18 protein-coding genes and 1 pseudogene are annotated in these 17,504 nt (G+C 67.1%); 15 read left to right on the top strand and 4 right to left on the bottom strand.

The features are described 5' to 3' along the window. The first annotated feature begins 305 nt into the window (after nucleotides 1-305). The 10 genes and pseudogenes from AC1DDO_RS21070 (at nucleotide 306) to AC1DDO_RS21025 (ending at nucleotide 11,393) form a co-directional block, all read left to right on the top strand. Complete coding sequence (locus AC1DDO_RS21070; protein ID WP_476867502.1) at nucleotides 306-1,079, top strand: FadR/GntR family transcriptional regulator; 774 nt, start codon at nucleotides 306-308, stop codon at nucleotides 1,077-1,079. Beyond that, nucleotides 1,072-1,839, top strand: a complete 768-nt coding sequence (locus tag AC1DDO_RS21065; protein ID WP_476867503.1) for a cache domain-containing protein — start codon at nucleotides 1,072-1,074, stop codon at nucleotides 1,837-1,839. Before AC1DDO_RS21070 ends, AC1DDO_RS21065 begins: the two co-directional genes overlap by 8 nt. 92 nt (nucleotides 1,840-1,931) lie before the next feature. Continuing rightward, a pseudogene (locus AC1DDO_RS21060) lies at nucleotides 1,932-3,364 on the top strand (aminobutyraldehyde dehydrogenase). 98 nt (nucleotides 3,365-3,462) lie between these two features. Continuing rightward, on the top strand, nucleotides 3,463-4,989 hold the full coding sequence (locus tag AC1DDO_RS21055) for an APC family permease (RefSeq protein ID WP_476867504.1): 1,527 nt from the start codon (nucleotides 3,463-3,465) through the stop codon (nucleotides 4,987-4,989). Nucleotides 4,990-5,245: 256 nt separating this feature from the next. Further along, nucleotides 5,246-6,355, top strand: a complete 1,110-nt coding sequence (locus AC1DDO_RS21050; RefSeq protein WP_476867505.1) for an iron-siderophore ABC transporter substrate-binding protein — start codon at nucleotides 5,246-5,248, stop codon at nucleotides 6,353-6,355. A 9-nt stretch (nucleotides 6,356-6,364) separates the two neighbouring features. Continuing rightward, complete coding sequence (locus tag AC1DDO_RS21045) at nucleotides 6,365-7,429, top strand: FecCD family ABC transporter permease (protein ID WP_476972709.1); 1,065 nt, start codon at nucleotides 6,365-6,367, stop codon at nucleotides 7,427-7,429. A gap of 35 nt (nucleotides 7,430-7,464) precedes the next feature. Continuing rightward, nucleotides 7,465-8,550 carry a FecCD family ABC transporter permease gene (locus AC1DDO_RS21040; RefSeq protein ID WP_476867514.1) on the top strand — a complete coding sequence of 362 codons (1,086 nt, stop codon included), beginning with the start codon at nucleotides 7,465-7,467 and terminating at the stop codon, nucleotides 8,548-8,550. A 1-nt stretch (nucleotide 8,551) separates the two neighbouring features. Then, on the top strand, nucleotides 8,552-9,382 hold the full coding sequence (locus AC1DDO_RS21035) for an ABC transporter ATP-binding protein (RefSeq protein ID WP_476867507.1): 831 nt from the start codon (nucleotides 8,552-8,554) through the stop codon (nucleotides 9,380-9,382). A 77-nt stretch (nucleotides 9,383-9,459) separates the two neighbouring features. Further along, on the top strand, nucleotides 9,460-10,467 hold the full coding sequence (locus AC1DDO_RS21030; RefSeq protein ID WP_476867515.1) for a siderophore-interacting protein: 1,008 nt from the start codon (nucleotides 9,460-9,462) through the stop codon (nucleotides 10,465-10,467). An 83-nt stretch (nucleotides 10,468-10,550) separates the two neighbouring features. After that, entirely contained in the window at nucleotides 10,551-11,393 is an 843-nt protein-coding gene (locus tag AC1DDO_RS21025; protein ID WP_476867508.1) for an SGNH/GDSL hydrolase family protein, read from the top strand. Nucleotides 11,394-11,420: 27 nt separating this feature from the next. Here the strand turns inward: AC1DDO_RS21025 and AC1DDO_RS21020 are convergent, their stop codons facing one another. Continuing rightward, complete coding sequence (locus AC1DDO_RS21020) at nucleotides 11,421-11,720, bottom strand: YciI family protein (RefSeq protein WP_441411509.1); 300 nt, start codon at nucleotides 11,718-11,720, stop codon at nucleotides 11,421-11,423. A gap of 102 nt (nucleotides 11,721-11,822) precedes the next feature. On the opposite strand from AC1DDO_RS21020, the gene AC1DDO_RS21015 reads away from it, so the two are divergent. Then, the gene (locus tag AC1DDO_RS21015; protein ID WP_441411510.1) at nucleotides 11,823-12,302 is read left to right on the top strand and encodes a MarR family winged helix-turn-helix transcriptional regulator; all 480 of its coding nucleotides are present in this window, start codon (nucleotides 11,823-11,825) and stop codon (nucleotides 12,300-12,302) included. Between the two features lie 73 nt (nucleotides 12,303-12,375). Beyond that, the gene (locus tag AC1DDO_RS21010) at nucleotides 12,376-13,137 is read left to right on the top strand and encodes an SGNH/GDSL hydrolase family protein (protein WP_476867509.1); all 762 of its coding nucleotides are present in this window, start codon (nucleotides 12,376-12,378) and stop codon (nucleotides 13,135-13,137) included. Nucleotides 13,138-13,161: 24 nt separating this feature from the next. On the opposite strand, the gene AC1DDO_RS21005 is transcribed toward AC1DDO_RS21010, so the two are convergent. Genes AC1DDO_RS21005 through AC1DDO_RS20995 form a run of 3 tightly spaced genes read right to left on the bottom strand, consistent with a single transcriptional unit; the run spans nucleotide 13,162 to nucleotide 15,918 of the window. Beyond that, nucleotides 13,162-13,911 carry an FAD:protein FMN transferase gene (locus AC1DDO_RS21005; protein ID WP_476867516.1) on the bottom strand — a complete coding sequence of 250 codons (750 nt, stop codon included), beginning with the start codon at nucleotides 13,909-13,911 and terminating at the stop codon, nucleotides 13,162-13,164. Between the two features lie 40 nt (nucleotides 13,912-13,951). After that, nucleotides 13,952-14,479: an FMN-binding protein gene (locus AC1DDO_RS21000; protein WP_476867510.1), complete on the bottom strand. Its 528-nt coding sequence runs from the start codon at nucleotides 14,477-14,479 to the stop codon at nucleotides 13,952-13,954. Then, on the bottom strand, nucleotides 14,476-15,918 hold the full coding sequence (locus AC1DDO_RS20995; RefSeq protein ID WP_476867511.1) for a ferredoxin reductase family protein: 1,443 nt from the start codon (nucleotides 15,916-15,918) through the stop codon (nucleotides 14,476-14,478). Before AC1DDO_RS20995 ends, AC1DDO_RS21000 begins: the two co-directional genes overlap by 4 nt. A gap of 504 nt (nucleotides 15,919-16,422) precedes the next feature. Here AC1DDO_RS20995 and rpmB point away from each other — a divergent pair. The 3 genes from rpmB to rpsN are packed head-to-tail and all read left to right on the top strand — an operon-like array spanning nucleotide 16,423 to nucleotide 17,136. Then, complete coding sequence (gene rpmB / locus AC1DDO_RS20990) at nucleotides 16,423-16,659, top strand: 50S ribosomal protein L28 (RefSeq protein ID WP_011693744.1); 237 nt, start codon at nucleotides 16,423-16,425, stop codon at nucleotides 16,657-16,659. Continuing rightward, nucleotides 16,659-16,826: a 50S ribosomal protein L33 gene (gene rpmG, locus AC1DDO_RS20985; protein ID WP_003798558.1), complete on the top strand. Its 168-nt coding sequence runs from the start codon at nucleotides 16,659-16,661 to the stop codon at nucleotides 16,824-16,826. The genes rpmB and rpmG overlap by 1 nt, the downstream gene beginning before the upstream one ends. Before the next feature lie 4 nt (nucleotides 16,827-16,830). Then, nucleotides 16,831-17,136 (top strand): 30S ribosomal protein S14, encoded by a 306-nt coding sequence (rpsN, locus tag AC1DDO_RS20980; protein WP_441411515.1) that lies wholly within the window; start codon nucleotides 16,831-16,833, stop codon nucleotides 17,134-17,136. Nucleotides 17,137-17,504 lie beyond the last annotated feature (368 nt).

Below are 17,504 nucleotides of genomic sequence, written 5' to 3'. Positions count from 1 at the left end.
CGGCGTCCCGGTCGGCGGAACCGGGTTGCGGGCCGGGCGTCGAAGTCATGGGGAGTCCCTTCGTGCATTCCCGCGGCACATCGCCGTGCCCCGGGATACCTGATCAAGGATTCGAAGCCTAACAAGGCGCAGTCGACCGATCATTGGATGAATCATCCAAGCTTTGGCCGCTCCGCACAATCGCATTCCGGCGCGAGGGTGCGGCCGCGGCGGACCCCGCGGTAGCGGGGCCGATAGAGTGGCGCTATGGAAGCAGATCCTTCGGTTCGGTCCCGCCGGGAACGCAGCTGGCCAAGGGCGCTGCGGTGAGCCAGGAACCGGCCGCCGCCGCGCCGTCGCGCGGTGCCCGGGCCGCGGTCTTCGCCCAACTGACCGGCGTCGGCAGATCTGAGCAGGTGGCCCAGCGGCTGACCGACGCCATTCTGTTGGGCGTGCTGGCTCCGGGCGATCGGCTACCCAGCGAGGCGGAGCTGGCCAAGCGGTTTGGTGTGGCCCTGGTGACGGCGCGCGATGGCCTGGGGGCTGTTCGCGAGGCCGGGCTGGTGGAAACCCGGCGCGGCCGCGAGGGCGGGAGCTTTGTGCTGGCCGCCGAGCAAACGCCGGAGCGGCTCCTGCGGGCCCGGCTGCGCGGACTCTCGCAGGTGGAGATTGCCGATCTCGCCGCCTATTTTGGCGTGCTGGCGGCCGGCTGCGCAGAACGGGCGGCCGAGCTGGCGTCCATCGATGAAGCCCAGCGGCTGACCGACTGGCTACAGGGGGCCGACTTTGGTTCCGCCAGCGATTCCGGCCGGAACGCCGGCGGTTTCTACCTCGAAATAGCCGTGATCAGCCAGTCACCGCGGCTTGTGCGCGAGCAGATCCGCCTCCAGGCGGAGTTCGGCCCCATGCTGTGGTTGTGCCTGACGGACCCCGCCATGCGGGCGCGGGTCTATGCGCAAAACGAGCGCACCGCCGTCGCGATCGCCGCCCGCGACGCCGCCGCGGCCCGCGCCTCGGTCCGGGCGCAGATCAGCGAGCTTTCCGTGTGGCTGCTGGCCGCCAAGGAACGGTTTGAGCAAGGAGCAACGGCTGATGGCTGACAATGACACGGCGGATACCCTCCAAGCCCGGGCGCGGGACTGCGCCGCGGCCACCGGAGCGTTGTTCAACGGCGTCTTCGACACCCTGCAGCGGTGGCGGGGGCAGGTCGAGGCCTCAACCGCCTGGGGCGCGGGAGATATTGACCCTGCCGTCTATGCGATGGTCGAACCGGAGCTGACGGCCGCCAACCCGCTGCTGATCGGCGCCGGGTTCATCGCGGCGCCGGGCGTGGTGCGGGGCAAGGGTCTCCATTTTGCCTGGTGGCTGGGTCCGCTGGAGGATAACCCGATCCTGGGCACCACCACGGAACCGAGCCGGCTGGATCTGGCGTCGCGCGATTACGCCGACTATCTTCGGGACCTCAGTGCGCTGGAGTGGTACCGGGTGCCGGAAACCACGGGGGTGCGCCACATCACCGGCCCTTATGTCGACCACTTGTGCACGTGCGACTACATCCTCACCCTCACCGCGCCCGTCAGCGTCGGCGGGTCCATGGCAGGAGTGGTGGGCGCAGATCTTCTGGTGCGCCGGCTGGAGCGGGACGCCTTGCCGCTGATGCGCGCCGTGGGGGCACCGACGGTGCTGGCGAACGCTGCGGGCAGGGTGGTTGTCTCCACCGATCCGTCGCTCCCCGTAGGGACCCTGGCCGCCCCGAATGCCGGCCCGGGCCCGGGCGGCGCCATTGCCTGCCCCGGCACCAACCTGAAGATCATGGTGGGAACAGCCCCGTTAATTAAACATCCCATTTCAGATGAATAAGGTGTAGTCTCACCATGTGGCCGTGAACCAGGTCACATTGTGGCGTGGTCCGCTGCGCGGCCCGGCCCACCCAATTCACTGAAGGGAACCCCATGAGCGTGCGGAATTTGCGGAACTTCGTCAACGGCCAGTTTGTTGACTCGGCCTCCACAAGCCGGTTGGAGATCCACAATCCGGCCACCGAAGAGGTCATCGCCACAACGCCCGTATCCACCGCCGCCGACGTCGCTGCCGCCTACGCGGCAGCCGCGGCGGCGTTTGAGACCTGGAGCGAAACCACTCCGGCGGAGCGCCAGCGGGCGCTGCTGCACATTGCCGACGCCGTCGAGACCCGGGCTGATGAGCTGGCCGACCTCGAATGCGCCGATACCGGCAAGCCCCGTGCGGGGATTGTCCCGGATGAGATCGACGTCCTCGTGGACCAGATCCGTTTCTTTGCCGGCGCCGCCCGGACGCTGGAAGGCCGGGCCACCGCCGAGTACCTGGCGGACCACAGTTCCTCGATCCGGCGCGAGCCGATCGGCGTCATCGGCCAGGTGGCCCCGTGGAATTACCCGCTGATGATGGCGGCGTGGAAGGTCATTCCCGCGCTTGCGGCCGGCAATACCGTCGTTCTCAAGCCCTCTGATTCCACGCCGAGCTCCACCCTGCTGTTTGCCGAGCTGGCCAGCGCCTTCCTCCCTGCCGGCGCGTTCAATGTGGTCCTGGGCGACCGCGAGACCGGCAAGGCCCTGGTGGCGGACGAGGCCCCGAGATGGTGTCCATCACCGGCAGCGTGCGGGCCGGAATGGAGGTGGCCGGAGCGGCGGCCGCCGACGTCAAGCGCGTGCACCTTGAACTGGGCGGCAAGGCCCCGGTCATAGTGTTCGACGACGTCGACATCGCCACCGCGGTGGCGGGCATCGTCCCGGCGTCCTTCTACAACGCGGGCCAGGACTGCACCGCGGCCACGCGGCTGCTGGTGCATGAAGACATCCACGATGAGTTTGTGGCTGCTTTTGCCGAAGAAGTGCGGCAGAACGCCAGGACCGGCGGTCCCGCCGAGGACGGGATCCTGTACGGCGCGCTCAGCAGCGCCGACCACCTCCAGCGCGTCGCCGGATACCTGGAACGGCTGCCGGAGCACGCCACTGTTGAAGTCGGCGGCAAGCGCCACGGCGGCGTGGGCTACTTCCACGAAGCCACGGTGGTGTCCGGGCTGAACCAGGACGACGAGCTTGTCCAGAGCGAAGTGTTCGGCCCGATCGTCACTGTGCAGAAGTTCTCCAGCGACGCCGAGGCCCTGGCCCTGGCCAACGACGTGGACTACGGGCTGGCGTCCTCGGTGTGGACCAAGGACCACACCCGGGCCATGCAGTTCGCCAAGCGCCTCGACTTCGGCTGCGTCTGGATCAACACCCACATCCCGCTCGTGGCCGAGATGCCGCACGGCGGATTCAAGCACTCCGGGTACGGCAAGGACCTGTCCATGTACGGGCTGGAGGACTACACCCGGATCAAGCACGTCATGAGCTACATCGGCTAAGCAGCGCAGCCGCCGGCACGTCCGCCGCCGGCACGAGCACAACCGGCGTCCTGCGCCGGCCCCCCAGAATCTCCCGCCAAAGTCGTCGGAAGGAAACCATGTCTACCGAACCCCGCAACACCGCCGAGCTTAACGACAGTGAACATCTTGCCGTCCTGGGCTACCAGGATTCCTTTGACCGGTCCATGTCCCTGTGGGCCAATTTCGCCCTCGGATTCACCTACCTTTCGCCGCTGGTGGGGGTGTACTCGCTCTTCGCCGTCGCCATGGCGGCCGGCGGGCCGCCGTCGGTCTTCTGGATCTTCATCGTGGGGGCCGGGCAGATGCTGGTGGCACTCGTATTCGGCGAAGTGGTGTCGCAATATCCCATTCACGGCGGCATCTATCCGTGGACCAGGCGGCTTTGGGGCCGGCGCTATGCCTGGATGGCGGCTTGGGTCTACATCTGGGCCATGATTGTCACCATCACCGCCGTGGCCGAATTTGGCAGCGGCTTCCTGGCCAGCCTGTTCGAGATTGAGCTGAACCGGGAAAGCACGCTTGGCCTGTCGGTGCTGCTTCTTCTCGTGGCGCTGGTCCTGAACTTCACCGGCACCAAAACCATGGCCCGGGTGGCCCGGATCGGTCTGGCGGCAGAACTGATCGGCGTGATCGCCGTCGGCCTGTACCTGCTGATTTTCCAGCGCAAACAGAGCTTCGGCGTGTTTTTCGACTCGATGGGCGTGCAGGGAGACGGCAGCTACCTGAACGCGTTCATGGGCGCCGCCCTGGCCGGCCTGTTCCTCTTCTACGGCTTTGAAGCCTGTGGTGACGTGGCGGAGGAGGTCGCCAACCCGGCCCGGCGGATCCCGCGTGCCATGATGATGACCATTGTGGTGGGAGGCGTCTCCGCGCTGTTTTCCTTCGGCGGCTATGTGCTGGCCGCGCCCAACCTGCAGGAGATCGTCAACGGCCAGGATGCAGACCCCATCCCCGCCATTCTGGAATCGGCCCTCGGCCCGGTGGGTGCCAAGATCTTCCTGGTCGTTGCGATCACGGCGTTTCTGTCCTGCGTGCTGAGCCTGCAGGCGGCGGCCAGCCGGCTGATCTTTTCCTTTGCCCGTGACGGCATGGTGCCCGGACACCGCTGGCTGTCCAAGGTTTCCGGTACCGCCAAGGTTCCCGCGAACGCCCTGATCGTCGCCGCCAGCATTCCCCTGGCCATCTGCATCATCATCTATCTGGGCTCGGACGAACTGCTCACCCAGATCACGTCCTTTGCCGTACTGGGCATCTACATTGCCTTCCAGTCCGTGGTGCTGGCTGCCCTGCGCCAGCGCCTCAAGGGCTGGCGGCCGGCGGGGCCGTTCAGCCTGGGGGCCGCGGGATTCGCGGTCAATGCCGCCGCCCTGGCCTACGGCATCTTTGCCATGGTGCTGCTGGCTTGGCCCGGCAGCACGGGCGTCTTTGTCACCGACTGGACTGTCCTGCTCGGCCTGGCCGTGGTGGCGGGCACCGGCCTTCTCTACCTCCTGCTGGCCCGCCCGGACGCCAAGTCCACGGCGCCGGCCGGCGACGCCATCGACGTCGCCGCGAGGCTGCGGGCCGGCAGTGCCCGGCAAGGCAGTACCTCCATCGCCCCATAAGGCTGTACTGCGAGTCCGACTGGGCCGCCCCCCGACGCGGGGGCACCTACGGCCGATAAACACCACCGTGATAGGCCGTAAGTGCCCCCGCGTTGCACCTAACAGCAGGGCATCGCCCTGGAAAACACGACCGCGCATCAATGCTTCCGTGCACGTCACAGGCCAATTGAGACAATTACGTTACTCAAACCTTTCTTAATTACTGAAAGGGTAGGCTAGCCTTACTTAGGTTTGCATCACTTACCTAAGGAGTTCCGTGGCTTCCGCCGTCTTCCCCCGTTCCGCCGGCCGCCCTGCCGGCCGCCGCCTCCGCACGACCGCGGGGCGGGCCGCAGCTGTTCTGGCCGCCGTCGCGCTGTCCCTGACCGCCTGCTCCACCGGACCAGCAACTTCGACGGCGGCGGACGCGAGCTCCCAGCCGGCCAGCGCCGCCTTCCCGGTCACCATCAAGCACCTCTTCGGCGAGACCACCATCAAGGAACAGCCCAAGCGAGTCATCACCGTTTCGTGGGTCAACGACGACGTCGCGATCGCCCTCGGCGTGGTGCCCGTCGGCATCCCCAAGAACGAATGGGGCGGCAACGACAAGGGCTCCACACCGTGGAAGGACGCCGCGCTCGAGAAGCTCGGCGCTGGCTTCGGCACGGAGAAAGCCCCTGTCCAGTTCTCCGAGGCTGACGGCATCAACTTCACCGAGATCGCCAAGCTGAACCCGGACGTCATCCTGGGCGCCTACTCCGGCCTGACCGAAGAGGACTACAAGAAGCTCAGCGAAATCGCCCCCGTCGTGGCCCAGCCGGAGGTCGCCTACGGCACCTCCTGGCAGGACTCCACCACCATCATCGGCAAGGCCCTGGGCAAGGAAGCCGAAGCCACCAAGCTGGTCTCCGACACCGAGGCCACCATCAAGGACAAGGTCTCCAAGTACCCGCAGATCGCCGGAAAGTCCTACATCTACGGCAACCTGGAACCGGACAAGAGCGACGGCGTCAACGTCTACACGGCCAACGACAACCGCCCGCGCTTCCTCAGCGAAATCGGCATGAAGCTCGCATCCGTCGTCGAGGACAAGTCCAAGGGCTCCAAGGAATTCTTCATCCCGTGGTCCGCAGAAAAGGCCAACGAACTCAGCTCGGACATCTTTGTGACCTGGGTCCCGGATGCGGCCACCACGGACTCCATCAAGGCTGACCCGCTGCTGGGCCAGATCCCGGCCATCAAGACCGGCGCCCTGGTAGCCGACTCGAGCAACACCCTGACGCTGTCCATCTCCGCTTCCTCGCCGCTGAGCCTGCCGTGGTCCCTGGACACGTTCCTGCCGCAGCTGGCCAGCGCGGCGGACAAAGTCGCTGCCGCGGCGAAGTAACACCCTCCCATGACGAACAGTACGACGACGGCGCCCGCCGCCAGCGCGCCCGCACTCCCGGCCCCCACCGGGAGGAAAGCCCCCGCAAAGCAGGCGGCCTGGCTGCTGGCCGCCGTCGCCGTACTTGTTCTGGTCTGCGCGACGTCCCTGGCTGTCGGCGCCCGCGGGGTTCCCCTCGGCACGGTCTGGCAGGCGCTCACGCAATTCGACCCCGCCGACGGCAACCACGCCGTCATCCACGCCCGCATCCCGCGGACCGTGCTGGGGCTGCTCGCCGGCGGCGCCCTCGGACTCGCGGGCGCGGCCATGCAGGGTGTGGCCCGCAACCCGCTGGCCGACCCCGGCATCATCGGCGTCAACGCGGGAGCCGCCCTCGCCGTCGTCACCGGGATCTACGTCTTCGGCGTTTCGTCCCTGACCGGCTACATCTGGTTCGCGTTCATCGGCGCCGCCGCCGCCGCCGTCGTCGTCTACCTGATCGCATCCATGGGACGCGACGGGGCGACGCCGGTCAAGCTGGCACTGGCCGGCGCGGCCCTGAGCGCGGGGCTGTATTCGCTCATGAACGTCGTCCTGGTCTCCAGCCAGGACACCCTGGACCGTTTCCGGTTCTGGCAGGTCGGCGGGATCGCCGGCCGGGACTGGTCGGTGGTGCTGCCCGGGCTGCCGTTCCTGGCCGCGGGGGCACTGATCGTCCTGTTCACCGGGAGGATCCTGAACAGCCTTGCCCTGGGGGATGACATCGCCCGCGGACTGGGCCAGCGCGTCGGCCTCGCCCGCGGCGTTACCGCGCTGGGCGTTGTGCTGCTCTGCGGTTCGGCCACTGCACTGGCCGGGCCGATCGGATTCGTCGGCCTGGTGGTTCCGCACGCGGTCCGCTTCCTGACCGGGCCGGACTACCGCTGGATCCTGCCTTTCTCGCTGGTCCTGGCGCCCGTGCTGCTCCTGCTCTCGGACGTAGTGGGCCGGGTCATCCTGCTGCCCGGCGAAGTCCCCGCGGGCATCATGACCGCCCTCGTGGGTGCGCCCGTCTTCGTGTGGCTGGTTCGCCGCGGGAAGGGGGCCGGGCTGTGAGCAACGCAGACCTGACCCGGGAATCCTCCACCGAGATGGCACTTGGCGGCAGTGATCCGCGCAAACATCGCCGTTATCTGCCATCTCGCGGACTCTTCCGGAGCCGCACCGGGTTCCTGGCCATCGCCGTCGTGGTGCTCCTCGCCGTCAGCATCCTGCTGGGCAGCTACACCGTCACCATCCCGGACTTCTTCAGGATCCTCATTGGCCACCTGACCGGCGGCGAGAAAATCCCCGGCGCCAGCTTCATCGTGATGGAAAACAAGCTGCCCCGGGCAGTCATCGGCACCATGATCGGGATCGCCTTCGGCCTCTCGGGCACCCTGTTCCAGACCATGCTGCGCAACCCGCTGGCCAGCCCCGATGTCATCGGCATCAGCTACGGGGCCAGCGCGGCCGCCGTTACCGCCATCGTCGTCTTCGGAGCCTCCGGGGCGGCAGTTTCCGGCGCGGCGCTCTGCGGGGCCATGGCCGTCGCGGCCGTGATCTACACAATCTCCCGGAGCGGTTCCCTCGGATCCGGGGGCGGCAACCGGGGCAACGCAGCCGGCAGCCGGCTCATCCTGGCCGGCATCGGCATCGCCGCGGCACTGAACGCCGTGGTCAACTTCCTCATGACCCGCGCCGACATCCGCACCGCCGCGGAGGCGCTGATCTGGCTGAACGGATCGCTGAACTCCGCCAGCTGGGACCGCGCCGGGGTGCTGGCGCTGGCGCTGCTGGTCCTGGTGCCCGCCGTCGCCGTCCTCGCCGGCCCGCTCCGGATCCTGGAACTCGGAGACGACGCCGCCGCCGGACTCGGCATCCGGGTGGGCATCACCCGGCTGGGCGTGGTGGTTGCTGCCGTCGCCCTGGCCGCCGTCGCCACCGCGGCAGCCGGGCCTGTGGCCTTCGTGGCCTTCCTGGCCGGACCCATCGCCCGCCGGTTCACCGGCAAGGCGAGCCTGCCCGCCGGCGCGTTCGTTGGTGCCCTGATTGTCCTCGCCGGAGACTACTTCGCCGCCAACATCGCCCCCTTGCTCCTTGACGGCACCGTCCTTCCGGTCGGTGTGGTCACCGGCGCGCTGGGCGCCCCGTTCCTGCTGTGGCTCCTGGTCACGGCCAACCGAAAGGACGCCTGACATGGCGGTTCTCAAAGCCCAGGACCTGACGCTGCAGTACGACCAGCGCCGGGTGGTGGAACGCCTTACGGCGAAGATCCCCGAAGGCAAGGTGACCATGATCGTTGGCGCCAACGCCTGCGGCAAGTCCACGCTCCTTCGCGGCCTGTCCCGGCTGCTCAAGCCGGCCGGCGGCGCCGTGACCCTGGATGGCAAGGACATCCATTCCCGCCCCGCCAAGGAACTCGCCCGCATCCTCGGCCTGCTCCCGCAGCATCCCACCGCTCCGGACGGCATTCTGGTCCGTGACCTCGTGGGCCGGGGACGCTACCCGCACCAGGGCTTCTTCCGGAGCTGGTCAGCAGCCGACGACGCGGCCGTGCAGCGCGCGCTCGAAGCCACCGAAACGCTGGAGCTCGCCGACCGGAACGTTGACGAACTCTCCGGCGGGCAGCGCCAGCGCGTCTGGATCGCCATGGCGCTTGCCCAGGAAACCGACGTGCTCCTGCTCGACGAGCCAACCACCTACCTGGACCTGGCCCACCAGGTGGAAGTCCTGGACCTGGTCACCGACCTGAACCGGCAGCGCCGCACCACCGTGGCAATCGTTCTGCACGACCTGAACCTGGCGGCCCGGTACGCGGACCACGTGATCGCCATGAAGGGCGGCAGGATCGTGGCCGAGGGGCCCTCCACCGAAGTGGTCACCGAGGAGCTGGTCCGGGACGTCTTCGGCCTGGAATCGCGGGTGCTTCCCGACCCCGTTTCCGGCACGCCACTGATCATTCCGCTAGGCCGGCACCACACCGATTTCCCGAAAGCCGAAACCACAATCCTGGAGTTGGTCCCATGACGAGCCGAGCACATCTGACCCGTGCGAATGCAGCCCGCGTGAATTCAGCGGTACGAGACAAACTTGCCACCCAGCCAATGACCCTGGCCTTCGACGTGACAGTCTCCGCTGTGCAGGAGCTCAGCCCCAACTTCCGCCGCATCACCTTCGGCGGGTACTCCCTGCGAGACTTCGGCGTCCACGGCGACACCCTGGACCTTCGCGTGAAGCTGATGATCCCCTCCCTCGCCGAGGACGGCACCCGCCTGCCGCTGCCCGTGTTCGCCTTGGAACAGTCCGGCTGGTACCAGGAATGGCTGGCCATGGATCCCGCAACCCGTGGTTCCATGCGCACCTACACAGTGCGGGAGGAACGCCTCGACGCCGTCTACCCGGAGATCGACGTTGACTTCGTCCTGCACTTCGACGACGCCGGCGACGGCGGGCCCGCCGCGAACTGGGCCGTGTGCGCCAGGCCGGGGGACGCCCTCACCATCATCGGCCCCAACAACCGGGCCGCGCACTGTGTCACGGCGGAGACCTACTCCGGCATCGAATGGCGGCCGGGCCTGGCCCAGCGGGTACTGCTCGCCGGTGACGAGACGGCCGTTCCGGCCATCAGCGCCATCCTGGAAAGCCTCCCGTCCTACATGAGCGGGCATGCGTTCCTGGAGGTCCCCGAGGGAGGCGACTTCTTGGACCTTAAGTCGGACGCCGGCGTCGAAATCACCTGGCTGGCGCGTGGCGCCTCGATCGGCCGCTCGCGTCCGCACGGCGAACTCCTGCAGGAAGCCGTCCGCGCCGCTGTTCCCGAGCCCGGCTGGGTGGGCATCAAGGCTGCCGCGGGCGGCGCCGGCCCGGAACCCGATGACGTCAACGTGGACCAGGACATCCTCTGGGAGACCCCCGCACGGATGGACGCCGCGGCGATCGGAGCCGGCAAGAACCCTGACAAGCCCGCAGGGGCGCTTCCCTTCTACGCCTGGATCGCCGGCGAAGCGGGCACCGTCAAGGAGCTGCGGCGGTATCTGGTGCGGGACGTGGGGATCGACCGGAAGCAGGTTGCGTTCATGGGTTACTGGCGGCAGGGCAAAGCCGAGCTGTAGACCCTCAGGCGGCTCCCGGGTCAGTCACCTTGGGTTCATCCGCTCTTTCCCTTCCGGCTTTTTGCGGCCGCTAGGGTGCCGGGGTGGGTTCTTTTCCTTTGCTTCCGGATCGAGGCGGGCGGCGGGTCTTTGTTGCCTTGGGGGATTCCTTTACCGAGGGCGTGGGGGACCGGAGTAAGACGCTGCCCAACGGTGTGCGCGGCTGGGCGGACCGCGTCGCGGAGAAGCTGGCCAAGGCACAGCCGGGCTGGCATTACGCCAATCTGGCCATCCGCAGCAAACGGCTCCGCCACATCATCGACGAACAGCTCGAGCCCGCCCTGGCCATGGAACCGACGCTGGTCACCCTGTACGCCGGCGGCAACGACATCCTCGACTTTGGCACCGACATGGATGAGCTGATGGCCGAGTATGAGGCGCTTGTGGCCCGGCTCGCCGCGACGGGTGCCACGGTGGTGCTGTTCACCGGCTTCGACGTCAAGGTATCGGCCGTCCTTGAACCACTGAAGAGACGCAACACCCTCTATAACCGGCGCGTCCGGCAGATTGCGGCGAAGTACGAAGCCGTGCTGGTGGACTACTGGTGCTTCGACGCATTCCACGACCCGCGAATGTGGGATTTGGACCGGTTGCACATGTCCAAGGCCGGCCACAAATATCTCGCCGGCCAAGTGCTGGACCATCTGGGCGTTCCCCATAAGATCAGCCCGCTGGACTGGGAGCCGCCGGCCAGGTTGAGCCTGCGGGAGTGGGAACGGCGGCAGCGTCGCTGGTTGCACGATTGGGTGCTGCCGCTCTTTGGCCGCAAGCTTCGCGGCGTCACCCTCGGCGACCGGCTCAGCCCGCGCTGGCCGTCGCCGGTCAAGGTCCCTCGGAAGGGCGGCCTGAAGAAGCTGATGGAGAAAGCGTCACGCGCCGAGCTTTGACGCCGGGCCGAAGTTTTGACGCCGGGCTTAAGAGGGCGCCTCTGAATCCAGCAGGTTCTCGTAGCCCGGAGCCACCCTGTTGGCATGGAACTCCATGACCTCGAAGTCGGCCACGCCATTGACGTAGAACGGGTCCTTGGCCAAGGCGGCGTCAAGGCTGGCCCGGTCCGAATTGGAGAGCAACAGGCCGCCGGTGCGGGGGATTTTTCGCCCCGCGACCATGAAGACGCCGTCGTCGAAGGCCGCCTGTAGCCACTCAACGTGGGCCGGGAGATGGAACTCCACAATGTCGTCGGGGACCTTGTAGGTCAGGGAGACTACGTACATGCGGCCAGCCTACCGGTAGCTGGCCGGGGACAGGCGGGAACATTTAAGGAATTCCCAGCTTGAAGTTGAATCGTCAAGCTTCCAGTCTCCTAGAATGTAGCCATGACCGAACCCCGCTGGCTCAACGCCGATGAACGCCGGGCCTGGCTCGCCCAGCTCAGCATCAACACCATGCTGCCGGCCGCCCTGGACACCCAGCTCCATGCCGCGGGCAAGCTTTCCCTCTTCGACTACAACGTGCTGGCGATGCTTTCCGAGGCCGAGGGGCGCTTCCTGCCCATGAGCGAGCTCGCCGCGCGCACCAGCGCCTCGCTGTCCCGGCTCTCCCATGTGGTCACCAAGCTGCAGAACCGCGGCTGGCTCGAGCGCCGGCCGCACCCCGGCGACGCCCGCGTCACGACGGCTCACCTGACCGATGAAGGCATGCAGACCATCGTGAGGCTCGCCCCTGGCCATGTGGAGGCCGTCCGGTCTTTGTTCATGGATGCCCTCAGTCCCAAAGACGTCGCGGACCTGGCCCGGATCGGCGAGAAGATCGTGGCCCGCCTCGACGACGACCACTGGATCCTGCGCGAACGCTGAGCGCTGCAGCTGCACGCCGCCGCCGGGCCGTCCCGTCTTTGTTGCTCGCGGCAACTGCTGGCAGACTTGACCCATGGATTTCACGTCCCGCTATGTGGCCCTTGGCGACTCCTTCACCGAAGGCGTCGGCGACGACGACCCCACCCGGCCCAACGGCGTGCGGGGCTGGGCGGACCGGGTGGCAGAGGTGCTCGGCGCCGCCGATCCCGGCTTCGGGTACGCGAACCTTGCCATCCGCGGCAGGAAACTCCGCCAGATCATGGCCGAACAGGTGGATGCCGCCGTCGCACTCAAACCCACCCTGGTCAGCATCTACGCCGGCGCCAACGACATCCTCCGGCCCAAGGTCGATATCGATGACCTGCTGGCGGAGTACGACGCCGGCATCCGCAAGCTCACGGCCGCCGGCGCCACCGTGGTGATGTTCACCGGTTTCGACGCGCGGGGCTCCAAGATTTTCGGCACCATGCGCGGCCGCACGGCCATCTACAACGAGCTGGTGCGCGGAATCGCCGGGGACCACGGCGCCCTGCTGGTCGACTACTGGCGCTTCAGTGAGTACTACGACTGGGGCATGTGGGCCACGGACCGGATGCACATGTCTCCGGCCGGCCACGCGAACATGGCAAAGCGCGTCCTCACCGTCCTGGCGCACGAGCACTCGATCGACGTCCCGCCCATGACCCCGGTGCCCGAACTGAGCCGGGTGGACGCCATCCGGGCGAATGCCCGGTGGGTGCGCGAATTCGCCGGCCCGTGGGTTGTCCGGCGCGTCACCGGCAAGTCCTCCGGCGACGGCCTGGAGCCAAAATACGGCCGGCTCACACACCTCTAAACCGCTAAGTCAGAGAACGGCAAGCTAGGTACGAAATCCCGGCGTCGCGAGCAGTTCCCCGCCGCGGCGGACGGCCAGCACATCGATCTCCCAGCCGTCCGTGGCCCGGTGTAGCATCTCGGTCCCGCCCGCGACGATCGCCGTCGCAAGCACGTCGGCCGTGACAATGTCTGCAGCGGCCACGGAGACCTGAATGAACTCGGCGCCCCGGGAGCCCGCGGTCCAGATGTGGTCACCCCGTTCCGCCGAGCCCGACGTCGCAAGGGCGCGCCGGGTGCCTGTTTTCCAGCCGCCCCGCCCGCCCAGCTCGCAGGCGGACAGCAGCGCCGAGCGGTCCAGCGGATCAGCAATTCCGGCCGCCCACGAGGCCCCGCTGCCCGGAACCGGCGAGCCCATCACCAGCACGTCACCACCGGCATTCAGGCACCAGTCAGTGATTCCCCGGATGCGCAGCGCCTCCCCGGCCTGCCCGATTGCGTAGCCCTTGATAATCCCGGATAGGTCCAGCACGCCGTCGGGCCGCTCCGGGGAGAACGCGCCCTCCGTCATGAGCCGCCAGCCCACAGCATCCGCATAGCGGTCCCGCATCCCGGCGGATGAGTCCCGAAGCGACAGCTCGCCGCGCGCCAGCCGACTGGCCTCGGAATCGGGACGGTACAGGCTGAAGGTCTCATCCGAGCCGGCAAACACCCGTTCGACGGCGGCAGTTGCGGCGTCGAGTTCGCGGTCACCGATGGCTCTGGCAGGAATGGTCAGGCTGACGACGGTGCCCATGGAGCCAAAAGTCCTGGCCCTCAGGGCCGATCCGCCCCGCTCAGAGGTTGGCTGCATCGAGGGCCGCCTGCAGGGAGTTCAAATACGCGTCCGACGTCACCGTCGCACCACTGATGGTCTGCACGTCCGCGGACTGGGCCTGGAGCACCTCGGCGCGCAGGAGCGGGGCCGCCCGGTTGCTGATCTGCACGGACTTGCGTTCAGCGTCGGTCAGCTGGAGCGCCGTGACGTCAGTGATCTTTCCGCCCTGAACCGTGATCTGAACCTGGACGGAGCCGAACCGGGTCTGGACAACGGAGCCGGCATACGTCCCCCCGGCCTTGGCCGAGGCTCCCGTGGTGCCGGTCGCGCTCGACGAACCGGACGAACCCGTTGAACCGGACGAACCCGTTGAGCCGGACGTTCCGCTCGAGCCGGATGATCCCGTGGATCCGGTGCTGCCGGTAGTGCCGGCCGCCGCGCTCGCGACGGTGCTGCCCGTATCGGCAACGTGGACGCCCGCCTGCCAGCCTGCAATGAGGATGCCGGCGGAGGCGAGGGCTGCTGAAACTGCTGCGCGGGTTCTCACCAGTCGAACCTTTCGTAGTGGAGCTGATCTTCCCGGACGCCGGCTGCGCGGGCGTCCCCAAGCACGCTTTGCGCCCAGGCGGCGGGGCCGCAGACGTATATGTCGGCGTCGGCGATATTGGGGTCATAACTGGCCAGCCGATGGCCGGCGCGTGCGGAGTTCTCCGGCAGCCAGGTCCGGACTCCGGCCGGGCGGGGGCCGGTCAGGTGGAACAGCGTGGCTCCGCGCCGCTGGCAAAGTTCGAGTATTTCCTGGCCCAGGTACAGCTCGGATTCGCTGTGACCGCGGAGAATGACGGTGGCGTTTCCGGGCTGGAACGGAGTGCTCTCAAGCAGGGCGCGGACCGGGGTGATGCCGATCCCGGCGCCGACCATGACCACACGGTTGCGGCTCCGTGCCGCCGTGCTGAACAGCCCGTACGGGCCCTCCAGGGCCACTTTGGTGCCGGGCTTGAGCCACGCGAGCTGGGCCGAACCCCGGCCCAGGTTGCGGACCGTGATCCTCAGTGTGCCCTGGCCGGCGGCGTCGAGCTGCACGGGATCGGCGGACAGGCTGAACGGATGCGGGTGCCACCACAACCCGGGAGCCAGGAACCGCCAGATAAAGAACCGGCCGCCGCTGCCCGCCAACTGGTCCAGTCGCAGGCCGGACATCTCGATGCTCACCACGCCTGGGGCCACCGGAACTACCCGTTTGACCGTCAGCTGGTGTCGGAACGATGCCACCAGGGGCTGGGCCACCCGGTAATACGCCAAGGCGGCGCCGGTCCCGATGCACAGCGCCAGCCAGTACCAGCGCTGCCAGGTGCCCTCGGCAAAGAGGCCGCCGACGCTGAACTGGTGGGGGAGGGCCGTCAGGACAGCCGCATAGGTCAGAAGGTGGACGGCGTACCAGAATTCGTAAGGGAACCGACGTCGGACCGCCACCAGGGAGGTGACCACGACGGCGATGAACAGGAGCATGGAGATGTAGGCGAGCCACACGTCGGGCACCAGGACCCACAGTGCAACCGCCTCACTGACAGGATCCAGCCCTTCGGCCATGCCGTACCCGATCGCGATGAGGATCCCGTGGGCGAGCAGGAGGTACAAGGCGGGCTTTCCCAGCTTTCGATGCAACTCCAGCGCGCGGTCGTGGCCCACTGTGTTGTCGATCAGTGGAATCCGCGCCGCCAGCAGCAGCATGAGAAGGACCAGGTCCATCCCGGCGAGGCCCGCCACAATCCCCAGCGCGGTGAAGGAGCCGGACGCCGACGTGAAGCCGGCGGCCCCGCCGTCGGCCAGCCACAATGCGACCGCGCCGGCCACGGACGCCCAGAAGAGGACTGTCAGCAGATCCGCCCGCAGCAACCGCCGCCGATGCTGCCCGTCGAACGGGTTCACAGCGCCACGGGGGCTGCGGCGAACCCCGGGACGGCTCGTCAGAAGTTGTGTGTTCATAGAGCCAGAATCTCCTCGCCGCCTATCATTTGGCTGTGAAAATACTTCGCCCGGCATATGACCTGGGAAGAGACCATGCCGTCTGTGCGGACCGGCTGCGGGGCAGTCCCTATACACCATTCAGCGCCGGATTGGTCTTTAATTCGTCGAACTCGTAGACTTGGTAGGCGCTAGGTGGCGCGGAGCGTGTGCAATTGCTCCGGTTGGCAGGACCTGTCTGAGAAATCGACGGTCTTGGTGGCCGGTAGTTAGGGGCTCAAGTTGCGCGCATTCCTGTATTTCGCCCAGCATCCCGGCACTTCGCAATGGCTGTCCACGGACCGCCAACGCCAAGTGCCCGTGGCCCACAATCTTCGCCGCAGTGAGGAACCAGCCGGTTTGTGCCGTCTGACTGAATCCCGCGGAACCGATGGTTGGGGGAGGGAGCCGGATGCGGACGCCGCCTAACGCACGGTCAGCAGGAACTCTGTTAGCCGTTTCATTTATTTTTTGAGGAGAGTCGTCATGGCAGCACACTGCCAGGTGACCGGAGCCGAGCCGGGCTTTGGACACAGCATTTCGCACTCGCACCGCCGCAACAAGCGCCGGTTCGACCCGAACATCCAGAAGAAGCGCTACTGGGTTCCGTCCCTGCGCCGTAACGTCACGCTGCAGGTCTCTGCTCGTGGCATCAAGACCATCGACGTACGTGGCATCGACGTAGTCGTCGCCGCAATCCTGGCACGAGGAGTGAAGCTCTAATGGCAAAGGATAAGGACGTACGTCCGATCATCAAGTTGAAGTCGACCGCGGGCACGGGCTACACCTACGTGACGCGCAAGAACCGTCGTAACGACCCGGACCGCCTGGTTCTGAAGAAGTACGACCCCAAAATCCGCCAGCACGTCGAATTCCGAGAGGAGCGCTAAACACATGGCTAAGAAGTCAATGATCGCTAAGAACGAACAGCGTAAAGTCATCGTCGAGCGTTACGCTGCAAAGCGCCTCGAACTGAAGAAGACCCTGGTTGACGCCAACGCAACCGACGAAGCACGCGAAGCTGCTCGCCTCGGCCTGCAGAAGCTGCCCCGCAACGCCTCTCCGGTACGTCTGCGTAACCGCGACATCATCGATGGCCGTCCCCGCGGTACCTTCCAGAAGTTCGGTATCTCCCGTGTTCGCTTCCGCGACATGGCTCACCGCGGTGAGCTCCCGGGCATCACGAAGTCTTCCTGGTAATTCAGTACTCCTGAAGCCAGTGGCTTGAGAAGGGCCGGCAACCGTTTGGTTGCCGGCCCTTCTTGCGTTTAACGCCGATGGTGGGCCGGCGCCCGGGCCGGGGCGGCTGCCAATTGCCGCGTGGCCGCCTGCCCCACCACGGAGGTCTGTGTCCGCCCCGAGCCACGGTGACGCACCGCACAATTCTCACTTACGACGCCGGAGCCCCGGATTGGGTGCCCGGGCCCGCGTTTGGCCGCGGGTTTTGGGGGTTTTGGGGTGGTGGTGGGGGTGTGTGGGGGTGGGTTTGCGGTGGGGGCGTGGTGGGTGTATTGTTTTCTAAGTCGCCGAGAGGGAGACCAGCGGAAATGCTGGGAACCGGAGGCGGC

The organism is Arthrobacter sp. 10N43, from assembly GCF_056394525.1.
This window is presented reverse-complemented; position numbering and strand designations above follow the sequence as displayed.